General features: G+C 72.1%; 13 protein-coding genes. 3 read left to right on the top strand and 10 right to left on the bottom strand.

The window, feature by feature from the left end; all coding sequences use genetic code 11:
• Positions 1–229 precede the first annotated feature (229 nt).
• Both OHT01_RS28330 and OHT01_RS28335 read left to right on the top strand, forming a co-directional pair.
• Positions 230–970, top strand: a complete 741-nt coding sequence (locus tag OHT01_RS28330) for a peptidoglycan recognition protein family protein (RefSeq protein ID WP_405917318.1) — start codon at positions 230–232, stop codon at positions 968–970.
• Between the two features lie 112 nt (positions 971–1,082).
• Positions 1,083–1,373, top strand: coding sequence for a hypothetical protein (locus tag OHT01_RS28335; RefSeq protein WP_328555935.1), 291 nt, complete (start codon positions 1,083–1,085; stop codon positions 1,371–1,373).
• A gap of 84 nt (positions 1,374–1,457) precedes the next feature.
• Here OHT01_RS28335 and OHT01_RS28340 read toward each other — a convergent pair whose 3' ends face one another.
• The 8 genes from OHT01_RS28340 to OHT01_RS28375 form a co-directional block, all read right to left on the bottom strand.
• On the bottom strand, positions 1,458–1,979 hold the full coding sequence (locus tag OHT01_RS28340; protein ID WP_328558300.1) for a DUF4240 domain-containing protein: 522 nt from the start codon (positions 1,977–1,979) through the stop codon (positions 1,458–1,460).
• Positions 1,980–2,122: 143 nt separating this feature from the next.
• Entirely contained in the window at positions 2,123–3,094 is a 972-nt protein-coding gene (locus OHT01_RS28345) for a helix-turn-helix transcriptional regulator (RefSeq protein WP_328555936.1), read from the bottom strand.
• 139 nt (positions 3,095–3,233) lie between these two features.
• Complete coding sequence (gene aceE, locus OHT01_RS28350; RefSeq protein ID WP_328555937.1) at positions 3,234–5,933, bottom strand: pyruvate dehydrogenase (acetyl-transferring), homodimeric type; 2,700 nt, start codon at positions 5,931–5,933, stop codon at positions 3,234–3,236.
• A gap of 296 nt (positions 5,934–6,229) precedes the next feature.
• On the bottom strand, positions 6,230–6,853 hold the full coding sequence (locus OHT01_RS28355; RefSeq protein ID WP_328555938.1) for a GntR family transcriptional regulator: 624 nt from the start codon (positions 6,851–6,853) through the stop codon (positions 6,230–6,232).
• Positions 6,854–7,138: 285 nt separating this feature from the next.
• The gene (gene sucB, locus OHT01_RS28360; RefSeq protein WP_328555939.1) at positions 7,139–8,929 is read right to left on the bottom strand and encodes a 2-oxoglutarate dehydrogenase, E2 component, dihydrolipoamide succinyltransferase; all 1,791 of its coding nucleotides are present in this window, start codon (positions 8,927–8,929) and stop codon (positions 7,139–7,141) included.
• A 146-nt stretch (positions 8,930–9,075) separates the two neighbouring features.
• Positions 9,076–10,464 carry a dihydrolipoyl dehydrogenase gene (gene lpdA / locus OHT01_RS28365; protein WP_328555940.1) on the bottom strand — a complete coding sequence of 463 codons (1,389 nt, stop codon included), beginning with the start codon at positions 10,462–10,464 and terminating at the stop codon, positions 9,076–9,078.
• A gap of 315 nt (positions 10,465–10,779) precedes the next feature.
• Positions 10,780–12,306: a leucyl aminopeptidase gene (locus tag OHT01_RS28370; RefSeq protein ID WP_328555941.1), complete on the bottom strand. Its 1,527-nt coding sequence runs from the start codon at positions 12,304–12,306 to the stop codon at positions 10,780–10,782.
• Between the two features lie 402 nt (positions 12,307–12,708).
• The gene (locus OHT01_RS28375; protein WP_328555942.1) at positions 12,709–13,503 is read right to left on the bottom strand and encodes an adenosylcobinamide-GDP ribazoletransferase; all 795 of its coding nucleotides are present in this window, start codon (positions 13,501–13,503) and stop codon (positions 12,709–12,711) included.
• Positions 13,504–13,563: 60 nt separating this feature from the next.
• On the opposite strand from OHT01_RS28375, the gene OHT01_RS28380 reads away from it, so the two are divergent.
• Positions 13,564–14,331 carry a hypothetical protein gene (locus OHT01_RS28380; protein ID WP_328555943.1) on the top strand — a complete coding sequence of 256 codons (768 nt, stop codon included), beginning with the start codon at positions 13,564–13,566 and terminating at the stop codon, positions 14,329–14,331.
• On the opposite strand, the gene OHT01_RS28385 is transcribed toward OHT01_RS28380, so the two are convergent.
• The gene (locus OHT01_RS28385; protein WP_328555944.1) at positions 14,268–14,969 is read right to left on the bottom strand and encodes a hypothetical protein; all 702 of its coding nucleotides are present in this window, start codon (positions 14,967–14,969) and stop codon (positions 14,268–14,270) included. The genes OHT01_RS28380 and OHT01_RS28385 overlap by 64 nt on opposite strands.
• Before the next feature lie 61 nt (positions 14,970–15,030).
• The gene (locus OHT01_RS28390; RefSeq protein WP_328555945.1) at positions 15,031–16,827 is read right to left on the bottom strand and encodes a phosphatidylglycerol lysyltransferase domain-containing protein; all 1,797 of its coding nucleotides are present in this window, start codon (positions 16,825–16,827) and stop codon (positions 15,031–15,033) included.
• Positions 16,828–17,442: the final 615 nt, after the last annotated feature.

Here is a 17,442-nt window from a genome sequence, read left to right on the forward strand (position 1 = left end):
GGATCCGGGTCAGGGTGGCTCCATGCGTGTCTTCCGGAAGCCGCGGGGGCCTCGAATACGGAGTGGGACCCGAGGGTCCCACTCCGAGCGTCAGGGCCGCCGCGGGCGTCATGGACGCCCGGCGCACCGGGCCCCTGAGGCGGACCCGGGCGCGGGGCGAGAACCCCGTGCCCCGGATCCGTCCGCCCCGCACCGGCGGGTGCCGGGGAGGCTGCCTCGACCGGCCCTCGTGCTGCTCGGGTGCGTCCCCGGGCTGCTCGCCGTCGTGGCGCTGGTGATGTGCGCGGCGGGCGTGGACCGCAGGGCGGCCCGCGCCACCGCCCCGCCCTCGGTCGCGGCCCGGCTCACCGTGCCCCGCCCCGTCGCCCGGCCGCCCATCGTCCCGCGGTCGAAGTGGCTCGACGCCACGACCGCCCGAGAGCAGCCGCCGCCCCGCTACGACGACCGTGTCGTCGCCGTCTTCGTCCACCACACCGACTCGCCGAACGGCTACGACTGCGCCGACGTGCCCCGGATCATCCGCGACGTCTACACGGGCCAGACCGGCGCCAAGCAGTGGGACGACATCGGCTACAACTTCCTCGTCGACCGCTGCGGCACGATCTACGAGGGCCGCGCGGGCGGCGTCGACCGGCCGGTCACCGGGGCGCACACACAGGGCTTCAACCACCGCTCCGCCGGGATCGCCGCGATCGGCACCTTCACCGGGTCATCGCCGGTGCCGAAGGCGATGACCGACGCGATAGCCCGCCTCGTGGCCTGGAAACTGGGGCTCGCCGGCGTCGACCCGCGGGGCACGGTCCGCCTCGTCTCCAGCAACAGCCTCAGCCGCTACGCCACGGGCACCGCCGCCGTGCTCTCCACCGTCTCCGGCCACAACGCCGCCTTCATGACCACCTGCCCCGGCGCGGCCCTGACCGCCCGCCTCCCCGAGATCCGCGCTCTGGCGGCCCGCTACCAGGGCCGCTGACCGGCGGGCCGAGCCCCGCGCCCACAGTCACAGGTACGCCCCGGGCCGCTCACAGACTCCCCAGAGCGGTGCGTCCTACCTTCGGCGTACGCACTGACCGGAGGTGGGGATCATGAGGATCAGTCGGACGGAGAGCGCGCGGCACGCGGGGCGCGTCACGGGCGGGCAGGGCGCGCGAAGCGCGGAACCGGCGGGCGGCTGGGTGAAGGCCGCGCGGGGGCCCTGGACGGTGGTCAGCGCGGTGGCGACGGTCGTGCTGGGCCCGGCGGCGTTCACGGCCTCCGCGCTGGACCGGGCCAACGCGGCCCCGATGCACCAGCCGGTGCGCGCCGGACAACAGCGGGCGTACCTCCCCTCGGACCTCGCCCGCACCGACCTCACCCCCCGGGGGAGGGCGGCCTAGAGACCCGGAGCCCGCCGACGGGCGGCGGCCCAGCGGCCCAGAGGCCCGGAGGCCGCCGAGGGCGGCGGCCTGCGGTCGGGGCCGTCAGTCCTCCCGGAAGCGCTCCCAGAGCTTGGGGTAGCGGTCCGCGATGACCGACTCGTTCTCGAAGTCGAGCGGAGTGCCCTCGGGCTCTCCGGCCGCGGCCGGGATGCCCAGCGCGGGCGCGACGGCACCGGTCAGCTGCTCGTAGGCCTCGTCGGCCGCGTACCCCAGCTCCTCGCCGTCCCCGTCGATCTCCTCGTCGAAGTCGTCCAGGAGCTCGGCGAGGGTGTCGGGGTCGTGCATCGCGCCCTCGAAGACCTCCCGGCCCTGGCCGATCAGCCAGCACCGGAAGAAGTCGAAGGCGTCGTCGCTGGCCCCGTCGAGCAGCACCCAGGCGGCGCCCCACAGATCCCAGCGGTAGGCGCGGTTGTAGCGCGACTCGAAGTGCCGGGCGAAGTCCAGGACGGAGATCGGGTCCAACTGGACGAGCCGCTCGACGAGCAGGTCGGCCTGTTCCTCGGGGTCGCCCTCGGCAGTCTCGCGGGTCGCGTCCACCAGCTGCCAGAACTCCGTCTCGTCCATCACGGGTCCAGCATCGGGCCTGGGCGGGAGGGACGCACGTGGAGTGGCGCAGATTGTTATGCATGCACATGCCGAAGGTAAAACCGCCGGTTTCGTACGGATTTCAATCGGCCGTTCGCGGAGCGACTCCGCCGGCCCGGCGATCACCGGTAGAGCGCCGCCGACCCGGCCGCGTCCTCGGCGCAACGTGCCCGCAGCGACGCCGGAGCGAGCACCTCCACCTCGGGCCCGAGCCCCCGCAGCTGCACGCGGGCGACCTCCTCGGACTCGACCGGCAGGGTGAGGGTCACCCAGTCCTGTCCACCGGGGGTGCCGGATGTCGGCAGCGCCTCCTTCGCGGACGCGGGATCAAGGACGTACGGCAGTCGGCGTACGCCCTCCGGGGACAGCCGTACGACCACCTCGGCCCGCAGGACGGACCGCGCGAACTCCTCGGCCCGCTCCTCCCAGAACCCGGGCAGATCGAATCCCTCGTCCCGCCGGAACCGCTCCGCGCCGAGGTCGACGGCGGTGAACCGGTCGATCCGGTACACCCGGAAGGTCTCCGCGTCCGCCACCCGGGCGCACAGGTACCAGAGGCCCGCCTTCAGGACGAGTCCGTACGGTTCGAGCGTCCGCTCCACCTCCGCCTCGCCCCGCCGGTAGCGCGCGCTGACCGGGCGGTCGTCCCACACCGCGTCAGCGACCGCCGGCAGCAGCTCCGGCGTCCGGGGCTCGCTGAACCAGGCGGGCGCGTCCAGATGGAACCGCTGCGCCGCCGAGCGCGAGGCGTCCCGTACGGAAGGCAGCAGCGCGGCCGACACCTTCAGCCGGGCCGCCGAAGCGGTGTCCTGGAGGCCCATCTCGCGCAGCGCCCCCGGCACCCCGCTCAGGAACAGCGCCTCCGCCTCGCTGCGCGCGAGACCCGTCAGCCGCGTCCGGTACCCGCCGACCAGGCGGTAGCCGCCGGTCCGGCCCCGGTCCGCGTACACCGGGACACCCGCCTCCGAGAGCGCCTGGGCGTCCCGTGTGATCGTGCGCTCGGACACCTCCAGCTCCCGCGCCAGCTCGGCGGCGGTCATCGACGCACGGGTCTGGAGCAGCAGCACCATCTTGATCAGACGAGCGGCACGCATGGATTCATCATGCCGGGCACCACTGACAACGCGGGGACGGGCAGCTGACCCCGCGAGGCCGCCGCGCGAGGGCGCGGGGAAAAGCAGTGAAGGGGTACGGCGGTCGCCGTACCCCTTCACCGGGTTCACACCCCGAGCACTACAGGCCGTAGCGCTCCCGGGCCTCCTTCACCGCGGACGCCTTGACCTCACCGCGGCGGGCGAGCTGCGCCAGCGCCGCGACGACGATCGACTGGGCGTCCACGCCGAAGTGACGGCGGGCCGCCGCACGCGTGTCGGAGAGACCGAAGCCGTCGGCGCCGAGCGAGGACCAGTCCTGCTCGACCCACTGCGCGATCTGGTCCGGGACCTGGCGCATGTAGTCGGAGACCGCGAGCACCGGGCCCTCGGCGCCCTGCAGCGCCTGGCGGACGAACGGCACCCTCTCCTCGCCGCGCAGCAGGGCCTCGTCGGCCTCCAGCGCGTCGCGGCGCAGCTCGGTCCAGGAGGTCGCGGACCACACGTCGGCGGCCACGCCCCACTCCTCGGCGAGCAGCCGCTGAGCCTCCAGCGTCCAGTGGATCGCCGTGCCGGAGCCGAGAAGCTGGATGCGCGGGGCGTTCGCCGCGGCCACGTTCAGGCCCGCCGACTCCGCCGTGTTGAAGCGGTACAGACCCTTGAGGATGCCCTCGTCGACACCGGCCGGCTTGGCGGGCTGCGGCATCGGCTCGTTGTAGACGGTCAGGTAGTAGAAGACGTCCTGGTCCTCGCCCGGGGCCGCCTCGCCGTACATCCGGCGCAGACCGTCCTTGACGATCGCCGCGATCTCGTACGCGAACGCCGGGTCGTAGGACAGCGCCGCCGGGTTGGTCGCCGCGATGACGGGGGAGTGGCCGTCCGCGTGCTGGAGACCCTCACCGGTCAGCGTCGTACGGCCCGCCGTGGCACCGACCAGGAAGCCGCGGCCGAGCTGGTCGCCGAGCTGCCACATCTGGTCGGCGGTGCGCTGCCAGCCGAACATCGAGTAGAAGATGTAGAAGGGGATCATCGTTTCGCCGTGCGTGGAGTACGCGGTCGACGCGGCGATGAAGTCCGCCATGGAACCGGCCTCGGTGATCCCCTCGTTGAGGATCTGGCCGTCCTTGGCCTCCTTGTAGTACATCAGCTGGTCGCGGTCGACCGGCTCGTACGTCTGGCCCTTGGGCGAGTAGATGCCCAGCGACGGGAAGAGCGACTCCATACCGAAGGTACGGGCCTCGTCCGGGACGATCGGTACCCAGCGCCGGCCGGTCTGCTTGTCGCGGACCAGGTCCTTGACCAGCCGGACGAAGGCCATCGTCGTCGCCAGGTTCTGCGTGCCGGATCCCTTGTCGAAGGCCGCGAACGTCTTGTCGGCGGAGGCCGGCAGCGGGGCCACGGCGTGCGTACGGCGGGCCGGGGCCGGGCCGCCGAGCGCCGCGCGGCGCTCCTGGAGGTAGCGGACCTCGGGGGAATCGGCGCCCGGGTGGCCGTAGGGCACCACGCCGTCGATGAACTGGCTGTCGGAGATGGGCAGTTCGAGCAGGTCACGCATCTGCTTGAACTCGTCCGTCGACAGCTTCTTCATCTGGTGGTTGGCGTTCTTCGACGCGAAGCCCTCACCGAGGGTGTGGCCCTTGACCGTCTGGGCCAGGATCACCGTCGGCGCGCCCTTGTGGGCGAGGGCGGCGCGGTAGGCCGCGTACACCTTGCGGGCCTCGTGACCGCCGCGCGAGAGGTGGAAGCACTCGAAGATCTTGTCGTCGCTCAGCAGCTTCGCCATCTCGACGAGCGCCGGGTCGGAGCCGAAGAAGTCCTGGCGGATGTAGGCGGCGTCGCGGGTCTGGTACGTCTGCACCTGCGCGTCGGGTACCTGGCGCAGGCGGCGGACGAGCGCGCCCGTGGTGTCGAGCCGGAACAGCTCGTCCCAGGCCGAGCCCCACAGCGACTTCACGACGTTCCAGCCGGCGCCGCGGAACTGGGCCTCCAGCTCCTGCACGATCTTGAAGTTCGCGCGGACCGGGCCGTCGAGGCGCTGCAGGTTGCAGTTGATGACGAAGGTCAGGTTGTCCAGACCCTCGCGGGAGGCGAGTGCGAGTGCCGCCGTCGACTCCGGCTCGTCCATCTCGCCGTCACCGAGGAACGCCCACACGTGGGACGCCGAGACGTCCTTGATGCCGCGGTTGGTGAGGTAGCGGTTGAAGCGGGCCTGGTAGATCGCCGACAGCGGGCCGAGACCCATGGAGACGGTCGGGAACTCCCACAGCCAGGGCAGCCGGCGCGGGTGCGGGTACGACGGGAGGCCGTTGCCGCCCGCCTCCTGGCGGAAGTTGTCCAGGTGCTGCTCGGACAGACGCCCGTCGAGGAAGGCGCGGGCGTAGATGCCGGGGGAGGCGTGGCCCTGGATGTAGAGCTGGTCGCCGGACCCGTCACCCTCCTTGCCCTTGAAGAAGTGGTTGAAGCCGGTCTCGTAGAGCCAGGCCGCGGAGGCGAAGGTGGCGATGTGGCCGCCGACGCCGTGCTTCGCGCCCCGGGTCACCATCGCGGCCGCGTTCCAGCGGTTCCACGCGGTGATCCTGGACTCCGTCGCCTCGTCGCCGTCCACGGTGGGCTCGGCGGCGGTGGGGATGGTGTTGACGTAGTCGGTCTCGAGCAGCTTGGGCAGCGCGAGACCGTTGCCCTCGGCGCGCTCCAGCGTGCGGCGCATCAGGTACGCGGCACGGTGCGGCCCGGCCGCCTGGGTGACGGCGTCCAGGGAGGCCTGCCACTCGGCGGTCTCCTCGGGGTCGCGGTCCGGGAGCTGGTCGAGCTCGCTCGGCTGGATTGCGGTGGGGTCGGTCATTGCGCCGCCTTCCGGATGCGGAGGGGGGTTCCCTCATCGGCAAGGGGTGTTCGGGGGGTGCCCTTGGTCTATGGCAGGACAGGGCGGCGGGCCCTTGTAGGAGCCCGTCGGTGACTGTAACTCCCTGATCGATGATCGATCAAAGGATTCCGGAGGAAATCCTCTTCAGATCGGAAAGTCGGCACGGGGTGTCTTGAAGCCAGGCACCGAGTGCCGTGAATATCGACGGTTTTCGCAGGTGGGAGCACGGTTGAGCGCGGGTGTGCTCCGCTGCGCCGACGTCGTCCGGCCGTACCTCACGGGCGAGGGGCGCAGCCGAGGACATGGGCCTTCACGAGGTCCGCGATCAGTGGGTCGCGCCGACGGAAGGCGTCCACGAGGGCCTCGTGCTCCTCCGCGTACGACTGCTGCACGGTCCCCAGCCAGCGGATGGACAGGGCCGTGAAGACCTCGATGCCCAGGCCCTCCCAGGTGTGCAGGAGGACGGAGTTCCCGGCGGCCCGGACCAGTTCGCGGTGGAACCCCACGGTGTGCCGCACCTGGCCGGTGCCGTCGGCCAGCCGGTCGGCCTCGTACAGCGCCGTCACGTGCGGTTCGAGGGCGGAGCAGTCCTCGGCCAGCCGCCCGGCGGCCAGCTCCGCCGCGATGGCCTCCAGACCGGCTCGTACGGGGTAGCTCTCCTCCAGGTCGGCGGCGGTCAGGTTCCGCACCCGTACGCCCTTGTTCGGCGCCGACTCGATCAGCCGCAGCGACTCCAGCTCACGCAGCGCCTCCCTGACCGGGGTCTGGCTGACCTCCAGCTCGGTGGCGATCCGCCGCTCCACGATCCGCTCGCCCGGCTTCCAGCGCCCGCTGACGATCCCCTCCACGATGTGCTCGCGGATCTGTTCGCGCAGCGAGTGGACGACGGGCGCGGTCATGAAGGCTCCTTTGGGAGGGGCGGCGAGACGACGAAACCCCGAGGGCGTTTGACCTTTAGACAATAAGGCCGTGCCCCGGTCGGTGAGGGGTGCTTGGCGGCGCTTTCCCGCAGGTGAGACGAGACTTACACGCAGTCAGAGTGTTCCCGGCGGTACGGGCCCGTACCGGGTGATATCCCGATTCGTCATGCCTGTGTCCTCGTGGGATGCCGGGTGGTCCGGAAACACGGCACCCCCGTCCGGAGGTCCGGACGGGGGTGCCGTGCTCAGCGGGGGTGGTGCGGGTTACAGGCCGAGCTCGACCTCGAACTCGCCCGCCTCCAGGATCGCCTTGACCGCGGTCAGGTAGCGGGCCGCGTCGGCGCCGTCCACCAGACGGTGGTCGTAGGACAGCGTCAGGTAGGTCATGTCGCGGACACCGATGACGGTGCCCTCCTCCGTCTCGATGACGGCCGGACGCTTGACCGTGGCACCGATGCCGAGGATCGCGACCTGGTTCGGCGGCACGATGATCGTGTCGAAGAGCGCGCCGCGCGAGCCGGTGTTGGAGATGGTGAAGGTCGCGCCGGACAGCTCGTCCGGGGTGATCTTGTTCGCCCGGACCTTGCCCGCCAGGTCGGCGGTCGCCTTCGAGATACCGGCGATGTTCAGGTCGCCCGCGCGCTTGATGACCGGGGTCATCAGGCCCTTCTCCGAGTCCACCGCGATACCGATGTTCTCGGTGTCGAAGTAGGTGATCGTGCCCTCGTCCACGTTGATCCGGGCGTTGACGGCCGGGTGGGCCTTCAGCGCCTGGGCCGCGGCCTTCACGAAGAACGGCATCGGGGAGAGCTTGACGCCCTCGCGGGCCGCGAAGGAGTCCTTCGCCTGCGCGCGGAGCTTCATCAGGCGGGTGATGTCGACCTCGACGACCGAGGACAGCTGCGCCTGCTCGTGCAGCGCCTTCACCATGTTGTCGCCGATGACCTTGCGGATGCGGGTCATCTTGACGGTCTGGCCGCGCAGCGGGGAGGCCTCAAGGGCCGGCGCCTTCTTGGCGGAGGCGGCCGGGGCGGCGGCCGGGGCCGGAGCGGCGGCGGCCTTGGCGGCCTCCGCGGCGGCGATGACGTCCTGCTTGCGGATACGGCCGCCGACGCCGGTGCCCTTGACGGCGGCCAGGTCGACGCCGTTCTCGGCGGCGAGCTTGCGCACCAGCGGGGTCACGTACGCACCGTCGTCACCGGCGGTCGCGGCGGGCGCCGGGGCCGGGGTGACGGGGGCGGGCGCGGCCACCGGCGCGGGGGCCGGGGCGGCGGGCGCGACCGGAGCGGCCGGCTGGACCGGAGCCGGGGCGGCGGCGGCCGGAGCCGGAGCCGGAGCGGCAGGGGCGGCCGGAGCTGCGGCGGGGGCCGGAGCCGGAGCCGCGGCGGGGGCCGCCGGGGCGGCCGGAGCGGGGGCGGCAGGAGCCGCGCCCGGAGCGCCGATGACGGCCAGCTTGGCGCCGACCTCAGCGGTCTCGTCCTCGCCGACGACGATCTCCAGCAGCACGCCGGCGACCGGCGCGGGGATCTCGGTGTCGACCTTGTCCGTGGAGACCTCGAGCAGCGGCTCGTCCTCCGCGACCTCCTCGCCGACCTGCTTCAGCCAGCGGGTGACGGTGCCCTCGGTGACCGACTCGCCCAGCGCGGGCAGCACGACGTCGGTGCCGGAGGCGCCACCGGCCGGAGCGGCGGGGGCGGCGGCGGGCGCGGGCGTGGCCGGGGCCGCGGGGGCCTCGGCGACCGGGGCGGGGGCGGCCGGAGCGGCGGCCGGGGCCGGGGCTTCGGCGGCGGGAGCCGGGGCGGCGGCGGGCGCGCCCGTGCCGTCGTCGATGACGGCCAGCTCGGCGCCGACCTCGACGGTCTCGTCCTCGGCGACCTTGATGGACGCCAGGATGCCGGCGGCGGGGGAGGGGATCTCGGTGTCGACCTTGTCCGTCGACACCTCCAGCAGCGGCTCGTCGGCCTCGACGCGCTCGCCCTCGGCCTTCAGCCAGCGGGTGACAGTGCCCTCGGTGACGCTCTCACCGAGTGCCGGAAGGGTTACGGAAACCGGCATGGTTTCTGTTGCTCCTTATTGGGGTCTCCCCTGCTCGATCGGAATCGAGAGCTAGGGGAAGTGCGGAAGTCTGTGGTCGTCGTCGCGCCCTGCTCGACGCGGGGACTGGGTACGGCCGACGGCCGGGAGGACCCGGCCGGGGCTGATCAGTCGTGCGCGTGCAGCGGCTTGCCCGCGAGGGCGAGGTGGGCCTCGCCGAGCGCCTCGTTCTGCGTCGGGTGGGCGTGGATGAGCTGAGCGACCTCGGCGGGCAGCGCTTCCCAGTTGTAGATGAGCTGGGCTTCGCCGACCTGCTCGCCCATGCGGTCGCCGACCATGTGGACGCCGACCACGGCACCGTCCTTCACCTGGACGAGCTTGATCTCGCCCGAGGTGTTGAGGATCTTGCTCTTGCCGTTGCCCGCGAGGCTGTACTTCAGGGCGACGACCTTGTCCGCACCGTAGATCTCCTTGGCCTTGGCCTCGGTGATACCCACGGAGGCGACCTCGGGGTGGCAGTACGTCACGCGGGGGACGCCGTCGTAGTCGATCGGGACGGTCTTCAGACCCGCCAGCCGCTCCGCGACCAGCATGCCCTCGGCGAAGCCGACGTGGGCGAGCTGGAGCGTCGGGACGAGGTCGCCCACGGCGGAGATCGTCGGGACGTTCGTGCGCATGTACTCGTCGACCAGGACGTAGCCGCGGTCCATCGCGACGCCCTGCTCCTCGTAGCCGAGACCGGCCGAGACCGGGCCGCGGCCGACGGCGACGAGCAGCAGCTCGGCCTCGAACTCCTTGCCGTCGGCAAGGGTGACCTTGACGCCGTTCTGGGTGTACTCGGCCTTCGAGAAGAAGGTGCCCAGGTTGAACTTGATGCCGCGCTTGCGGAACGCGCGCTCAAGAAGCTTGGAGGAGTTCTCGTCCTCGAGGGGCGCGAGGTGCTTGAGGCCCTCGATGATCGTCACCTCGGCGCCGAAGGACTTCCACGCGGAGGCGAACTCCACGCCGATGACACCGCCGCCCAGGATGATCGCGGACTGCGGCACGCGGTCCAGGACGAGGGCGTGGTCCGAGGAGATGATGCGGTTGCCGTCGATCTCCAGGCCCGGCAGCGACTTCGGCACGGAGCCGGTCGCGAGGAGCACGTGGCGGCCCTGGACGCGCTGCCCGTTCACGTCGACGGAGGTCGGGGAGGACAGACGGCCCTCACCCTCGATGTACGTCACCTTGCGGGACGCGATGAGACCCTGGAGACCCTTGTACAGGCCCGAGACGACCCCGTCCTTGTACTTGTGGACGGCGGGTACGTCGATGCCCTCGAAGGTGGCCTTGACGCCGAACTGCGCGCTCTCGCGGGCCTGGTCGGCGATCTCACCCGCGTGCAGCAGGGCCTTCGTGGGGATGCACCCACGGTGCAGGCAGGTACCGCCGACCTTGTCCTTCTCGATCAGGGCGACGTCCAGGCCCAGCTGCGCTCCGCGCAGCGCCGCGGCGTAACCGCCGCTACCGCCGCCGAGGATCACTAGGTCGAAAACGGTGCTGGCGTCGTTCGCCACGTCACGTCCTCCATGCATGTGCGCCGTAACGCCGGGCACCTTTGTCCCTTACGGGCGGTTGACCGGTCGGTCGGCTGGTGTCCGGCCGCTCTTTCTACGGCCCTGTGGTGGGGGCCCTGTCCTGCCGAGAACCCATCTTCGCACTTGTCGAGGGCGAGCGAGACGCCGGGCCGGGGTGTGGGACGTCTGATCCATCACGTCGAGGGGGTACGGAGCCGGGTGAACCTGCGGATTTCGTCGAGGGCGAAACCCCCGTACGCCCGAACGAGCGGCCCCGGGCGGGGAATCGCCCGGGGCCGCTCGCCGTACGGAGGGTCAGCCCAGGTCGCCGGCCGCCGTCAGCTCGGCGAGGCGGACCAGGGTGCGGACCGCGGAACCGGTACCGCCCTTGGGGGTGTAGCCGAACGGACCGGCCTCGTTGAACGCGGGGCCCGCGATGTCCAGGTGCGCCCAGGTGATGCCCTCGCCCACGAACTCGCGCAGGAACAGACCGGCGACCAGGCCGCCGCCCATGCGCTCGCCCATGTTCGCCAGGTCGGCGGTGGGGGAGTCCATGCCCTTGCGCAGGTGCTCGGGCAGCGGCATCGGCCAGGACTCCTCGCCGACCTCGTCGGCGGCCTCGACGATCGAGGCGCGGAACGCGTCGTCGTTGGCCATCACGCCGAAGGTGCGGTTGCCGAGCGCCAGCACCATCGCGCCGGTCAGCGTCGCCACGTCGACGATCGCGTCGGGCTTCTCCTCGGACGCCTTCCACAGCGCGTCCGCGAGGACCAGCCGGCCCTCGGCGTCGGTGTTGAGGACCTCGACGGTCTTGCCGCTGTACATGCGCAGCACATCACCCGGACGGGTGGCGGAGCCGGACGGCATGTTCTCGGCGAGGGCGAGCCAGCCGGTGACGTTGACCTCCAGGCCGAGGCGCGCGGCGGTGACCACGGCGGCGAAGACCGCGGCGGCGCCGGCCATGTCGCACTTCATCGTCTCGTTGTGCCCGGCGGGCTTCAGCGAGATGCCGCCCGAGTCGTAGGTGATGCCCTTGCCGACGAACGCGAGGTGCTTGGTGGCCTTGGCGGAGGTGTACGACAGCTTCACCAGGCGGGGACCGGCGGCCGAGCCGGCGCCGACGCCGAGGATGCCGCCGTAGCCGCCCTTCGCCAGGGCCTTCTCGTCGAGCACCTGCACCTTGATGCCGTGCTCCTTGCCGGCCGCGGTGGCGACGGCGGCGAAGGACTCCGGGTTGAGGTCGTTCGGCGGGGTGTTGACGAGGTCGCGGGCGCGGTTGAGCTCCTCGGTCACGGCGGTGGCGCGCGCGACGGCCGCCTTGTAGGCCGCGTCCCGCGGCTTGCCGCCGAGCAGCGTCACCTCACCGAGCGGACCCTTGCCGCTCTTGGCGGCGTCGCCCCGGCCGGTCTCCTTGTAGGCGTCGAAGCCGTACGCGCCCAGGCGGGCGCCCTCGGCGACGGCACCGGCGTCGGCGGCGTCCTGGATCGGCAGCGCGAAGGCGGCCTTCTTGGCTCCGGCGAGCGCGCGGGCGGCGACACCGGCCGCGCGGCGCAGCGCCTCGGCGTCGAAGCCGGCGTCCTGCTCGGGGACGGCTCCCAGGCCGACGGCCACCACGACGGGCGCCTTGAATCCGGACGGCGAGGGCAGCTTGGTCAGCTCGCCCTCGGATCCGGAGGCACCGAGGGTCTCCAGGATTCCGGCGAGCCCGCCGTCGTACGCCTTGTCCACGGCCTCGGCGCCCGGTGCGACGACCGGGCCCTTGGGGCCCTTCGCGACACCGACGACGATCGCGTCGGCCCGCAGACCGGACGCTGCGGCGGTGCTGAGAGTGAGAGCAGTCACGGTGGTGAGATCTCCGCTTCCATCGATATTCGTGTGGCCGAGTGGGGGTTGGGTCGACCGGGCCCGACGGCTGACCCTAGATCCGTCCTCGGGGGCGGTCCTTGCCGGGGCCCCTGACAGGGCGGGCGAGTACCCGGGACGAGCCTACGCTCGGGGTCGGGTTTCGCTCATTTCCGCGGAGGTTCACCCGCAAGTGGCGCCGTGCCGGGATTCCGTTCCTCACTCCGGGTGATCCGGGACGCGCTCAGCGTGCCCGGTGGGCACGCCGTTGACCGCGCATGCGCGATTTCCACGGATCTCCCGTCGTTTCCACCCGAAGGGGGATCTTCGAGGGGGAGGCGCCGCGCAGGGAAGCGCCGTTCCCGGGGCCGCTGACCCACCGGGCCGCCGGCCCGCCGGTGGTCAGCTCAGCGACAGCACCACGAGCGCGGTCGTCGCCGCCGTCTCGGCGAGAGCTCCGAACACATCGCCGGTTATGCCGCCGAAGCGCCGGGTGCAGTGCCGCAGCAGCAGTTCGGCGGCCAGGCAGGAGGTACCCGCCGCCACCGCGGCGCGCACCAGGTCGTACGCCCCGACGAGCGCGCCGGCGCCCGCGGCGGCGCCGGTCACGGCCACCGCCACCAGCAGGGCGCCGCGCAGCGGCACGGTGCCCGCGACCGCCGCGCCCAGGCCCTCCGGACGGGCCGCGGGCACCCCGGCGCGGGCGGCGAGCGTGAGGGCGAGGCGGGCCGCGGTCGCCGAGACGACGGCCGCGAGGACACCCCTGGCCCACGAGACGTCGTACGCCTGGGCGAGTGCGGCCACCTGGGCGAGCAGGACGAAAAGGAGGGTGATCACCCCGAACGGGCCGATGTCCGACTGCTTCATGATCCGCAGCGCGTCCTCGGCGGGCTTGCCGCTGCCCAGCCCGTCCGCGGTGTCGGCGAGACCGTCCAGGTGCAGGCCCCGGGTGAGCGCGGCCGGCACCGCGGCGGTGGCCACCGCCGCGAGCAGCGGACCGGCCCCCATGGCCAGCAGCGTCACGCCCACCAGTGCCGCGCCCGCCCCGACGACGAGACCGGCCACCGGAGCGCAGAGCATGCCGCCGCGTGCCGCGCCGCGGTCCCAGCGGGTCACCTTCACGGGGAGGACGGTCAGGGTGCCGAAGGCGAAGCGGAGGCTGTCGGCGAGGGAGGCCCCGGAGGCGGTCTTGGACATCGGCGCAGGCTACCGGGGCGCACGGAGGGCGGATGCAGCGGCGGTGGATAAAGTTCACATATGGGTCATTGGTTGTATCGGAACGTCGTCGAGCCCGGGAAGCTCCCGGTGTTGCTGGCGCTGGCCTCGTTCGTCGTGACCTTCGTGGTCACCCGCGTCATCGTCCGGCTCATCCGCGCCGGCAAAGGGCCGTTCGGCAACGTCAAGGCCGGTGATCTGCACATCCACCACGTGGTGCCCGGCGTCGTGCTCACGGTGATCGGCGGCTTCGGCGCGGTCGCCAGCAGCCGGTACGGGTTCGGGGCGTGCGCCAGTGCCGTGGTGTTCGGCATCGGAACGGGCCTCGTACTCGACGAGTTCGCGCTGATCCTGCACCTCGACGACGTCTACTGGACCGAGGCCGGGCGCAAGAGCGTCGAGGTCGTCGTGGTCACGGCGGCCCTCGTCGGTCTGATGCTCAGCGGCTTCTCGCCGTTCGGCGTCAACGACGTCAGCAACCAGGAGGCGCAGGACCGCGCCAGCGCGATCGTGACCATCGGCCTGAACTTCCTCTTCGCGCTGCTCTGCCTGAGCAAGGGCAAGACGCGCATGGCGATCTTCGGGGTGATCGTTCCCTTCATCGCCCTCATCGGCACGGTCCGGCTGGCCAAGCCCGGTTCACCGTGGGCCAAGCGCCTCTACCGGCGTCGCCCGCGCGCCCGCGCCCGGTGCAGGCTGCGCGCCTACCGCCACGACCGCCGCTGGGCGGGCCCCAGCCGCAGGGTTCAGGAGTGGATCGGCGGCAAACCCGACCCGGCGCCCGCCCGCTCCCTGCCCGAACGACGGTGACGCGCCGCGGAGAGGGAACACATCACCAGCACCGCCGCGATGGCCGCCAGATGCTCCCTGCCCGCCAGGTTCTCCTTGACCAGCACCTCGGCCACCATGGCCCCGATCACCACCCCCGCCGTCACGTACGCCCGGTAGCGCCAGCCCAGGAACACGGCCAGGCCCACCACGGCCGCCGACGGACCGGTGTCGACGATCAGCGCGTCCGCCCCGGGCAGCCCCAGCGGGCGATGCGGTCCGAGCGCGATGCCGACGCGGGCGTACAGCGTCCCGGCCAGCGTGGCGACGTACGCGATGACGAGCGTGCGCCACCAGCCCAGACAGATCTCGGCGATCCCGAAGACGACCAGGATCTGCGCGAGCGCGCCCCACACGGGCAGATCCAGCGCCGGGACGAACAGCGAGAGCGGAGTGCGGAGCAGGGCGAGCCACAGCGGGTCCTCGGCCCGGACCGCGCCGGTGTTCTGCACCAGTTGATAGCCCCACGACTGGTTCTGCACGAACTGGAGCCCGGCCGTCAGGCACACCGCGCCGAGCGTCATCGGGACCGCCCGCAGACCGTTCGCCGTCAGGGCCCGGCGTACGGTGGCGTACAGCAGACCCCACTCCGCGCGGGCCCAGCGGGCGACGGTGCTCATCCGGTGGTCCCCACGGCTCTCCTCACGTCGGGTCTCGCCGGTCCCGTCGGTCCGGTCCGTCTCATCTGTGCGACTCCAGGTGCTTGCGGTGCAGCCACTTCGGCAGGCCCGGCGCCTCCAGGAACCCCTCGGCGCGCGCGGACGCGACACCGATGCGCAGCAGGTCCGCGCTCTTCTCGAAGAGCAGGAACCGCGGCTCCCAGATGGGCCGGTACTTGGCGTTGGCCCGGTACAGCGACTCGATCTGCCACCAGCGCGAGAAGAAGCTGAGCAGCGAGCGCCACAGCCGCAGTACCGGACCCGCGCCGAGACGCGCGCCACGTTCGAAGACCGAACGGAACATGGCGAAGTTGAGCGAGACCTGAGTGATCTCGATCTCCCGGGCGCGCCGCAGGAGTTCGATCACCATGAACTCCATCAGCCCGTTCTCCGCGTCACGGTCACGCCGCATCAGGTCGAGCGAGAGCCCTTGCGGCCCCCATGGCACGAAGGACAGCACCGCCCTCAACTCGCCCTCGGAGTCCGTGCATTCGAGCATCACGCACTGTCCGTCCTCGGGGTCGCCGAGCCGGCCGAGCGCCATGCTGAAGCCGCGTTCGGTCGCGCCGTCGCGCCAGTCGTCCGCGCGCGCCAGCAGATACGCCATCTCGGCGGCCGGGATGTCCTCATGGCGGCGGATGCGCACCCGGTACCCGGCCCGCTTGACCCGGTTGTAGGCCTGCCGGACGGTACGCATGGCCCGTCCTTCGAGGGTGAACTCGGCGGTCTCGACGAGGGCTTCGTCACCCAGTTCGAGGGCGTCGAGTCCATGCCGGGAGTAGACCGTGCCCGCCTCCTCGCTCGCGCCCATCACCGCCGGGATCCAGCCGTGCTCCCGGGCCTCGGCGAGCCAGGGCTCGATCGCTCCGGGCCACGCCTCGGGGTCGCCGATGGGATCGCCGCTCGCCAGGGAGACCCCGCCCACCACGCGGTAGGCCACCGCCGCCTTGCCGGTGGGCGACCAGACCACGCTCTTCTCCCGGCGCAGCGAGAAATAGCCCAGGGAGTCCCGGTCGCCGTTGCGGTCGAGCAGCGCGCGCAGTCGCTTCTCGTCGTCCTCGGTGAGCGGGTCGACGGCGCGCCGGGAACGGAAGGCCGCGAAGAGCACGGCGAGCACCAGCAGGGTGCTGAGCACGTTGATGGTGACGTTGACCCAGTTCGGTGTCGCGATCCCGGGATAGTGGGAGTCGTCGGCGGCGACCGAGACGAGCCGCAGGGTGCCGTAGCGCCAGCGGTCCAGGAAGGTCGAACGGTGCGCGTCGTGCGCGTCGTTGGTGACCGTGACGAGCAGCGCGGCGAGCAGTGAGGTGACCAGCAGACCGCCGACCGCGACGGCCGCGGCGAGCTTCGGGTTCGAGCGGTCGCCCTTGGCGTAGAACTCCCGGCGGCCGATGACGAGGGACCCCACGAAGGCGGCGGTCAGGACGAGCGAGATCCAGTTCTGTCCGTACCGGCGGATCTCAGGGAACGCCATCGCGACGGCGAACAGCAGCAGGAACAGCCCGCTGAGCACGGAGTTGAGGATCCACGCGGCCCGCTTGCGTCGCCGCATCGTGATGGCCAGGAACATCGTGAACACACCGGAGGCGAATCCCGCGGTCAGCAGGTACGGCGTGAAGTAGTTCTCGGTGTTGTGCCGTCGTACGTCCTGTCCGAGCGACACCCAGGCGGCGCTCAGGAAGTTGATGAACGTGACCGCGCGCAGGTACCACACGGCGAAGGCGGCGGACCGCCGAGAGGAAGCCGTGGACCGCCGGTCCCCGTCACTCCGGCGGGCCGACGCCCGTTCCTGGTCAGCGGCAATTCGGGCATCTCCCATAAAGCGCGATGATATGGGGCGGCGTGGCCCATGCGGGGGAGTGGCAGTGCGGGCGCTGCCCCACCGCGCAGCGGGTCCTCACCATCCCGGCCCGCCTCACCCGGACCTCACCGTCCCGGCCCGCCTCACCCGGACCTCAGGGCATCAGGCCGTCCCGTCCGGGCCTCAGGACATCGCCCCGTCCCGTCCGGGCCTCAGGACACCGGCCCGTCTCGCCCGGGCCTCAGGACATCGGGCCGTCCCGTCCGGACCTCAGGGCATCGGGCCGTCTCGTCCGGGCCTCAGGGCATCGGGCCGTCCCGTCCGGGCCTCAGGGCATCGGGCCGTCCCGTCCGGGCCTCAGGGCATCGGGCCGTCCCGTCCGGACCTCAGGGCATCGGGCCGTCCCGTCCGGACCTCACGGCACCGGGCCGTCTCGCCCGGACCTCACGGCACCGGGCCGACGCCGGTTGGTGGCTCTCCCCGGTGGGTTCGGGGTGCCTGGGTCGTACGGGGTGCGTCCTCGGGGCCCTCGGGGTCGGGCTCGGGGCCGGTCCGCCGCTTGCCCTGCCCGGGGGGCGAGTCGGTGGCGGGCCTGGATGTGCCTTACGGGCCGGGGTCTGACCCGGTGTCCGG

The organism is Streptomyces sp. NBC_00358 (genome assembly GCF_036099295.1).
Taxonomy (GTDB): domain Bacteria; phylum Actinomycetota; class Actinomycetes; order Streptomycetales; family Streptomycetaceae; genus Streptomyces.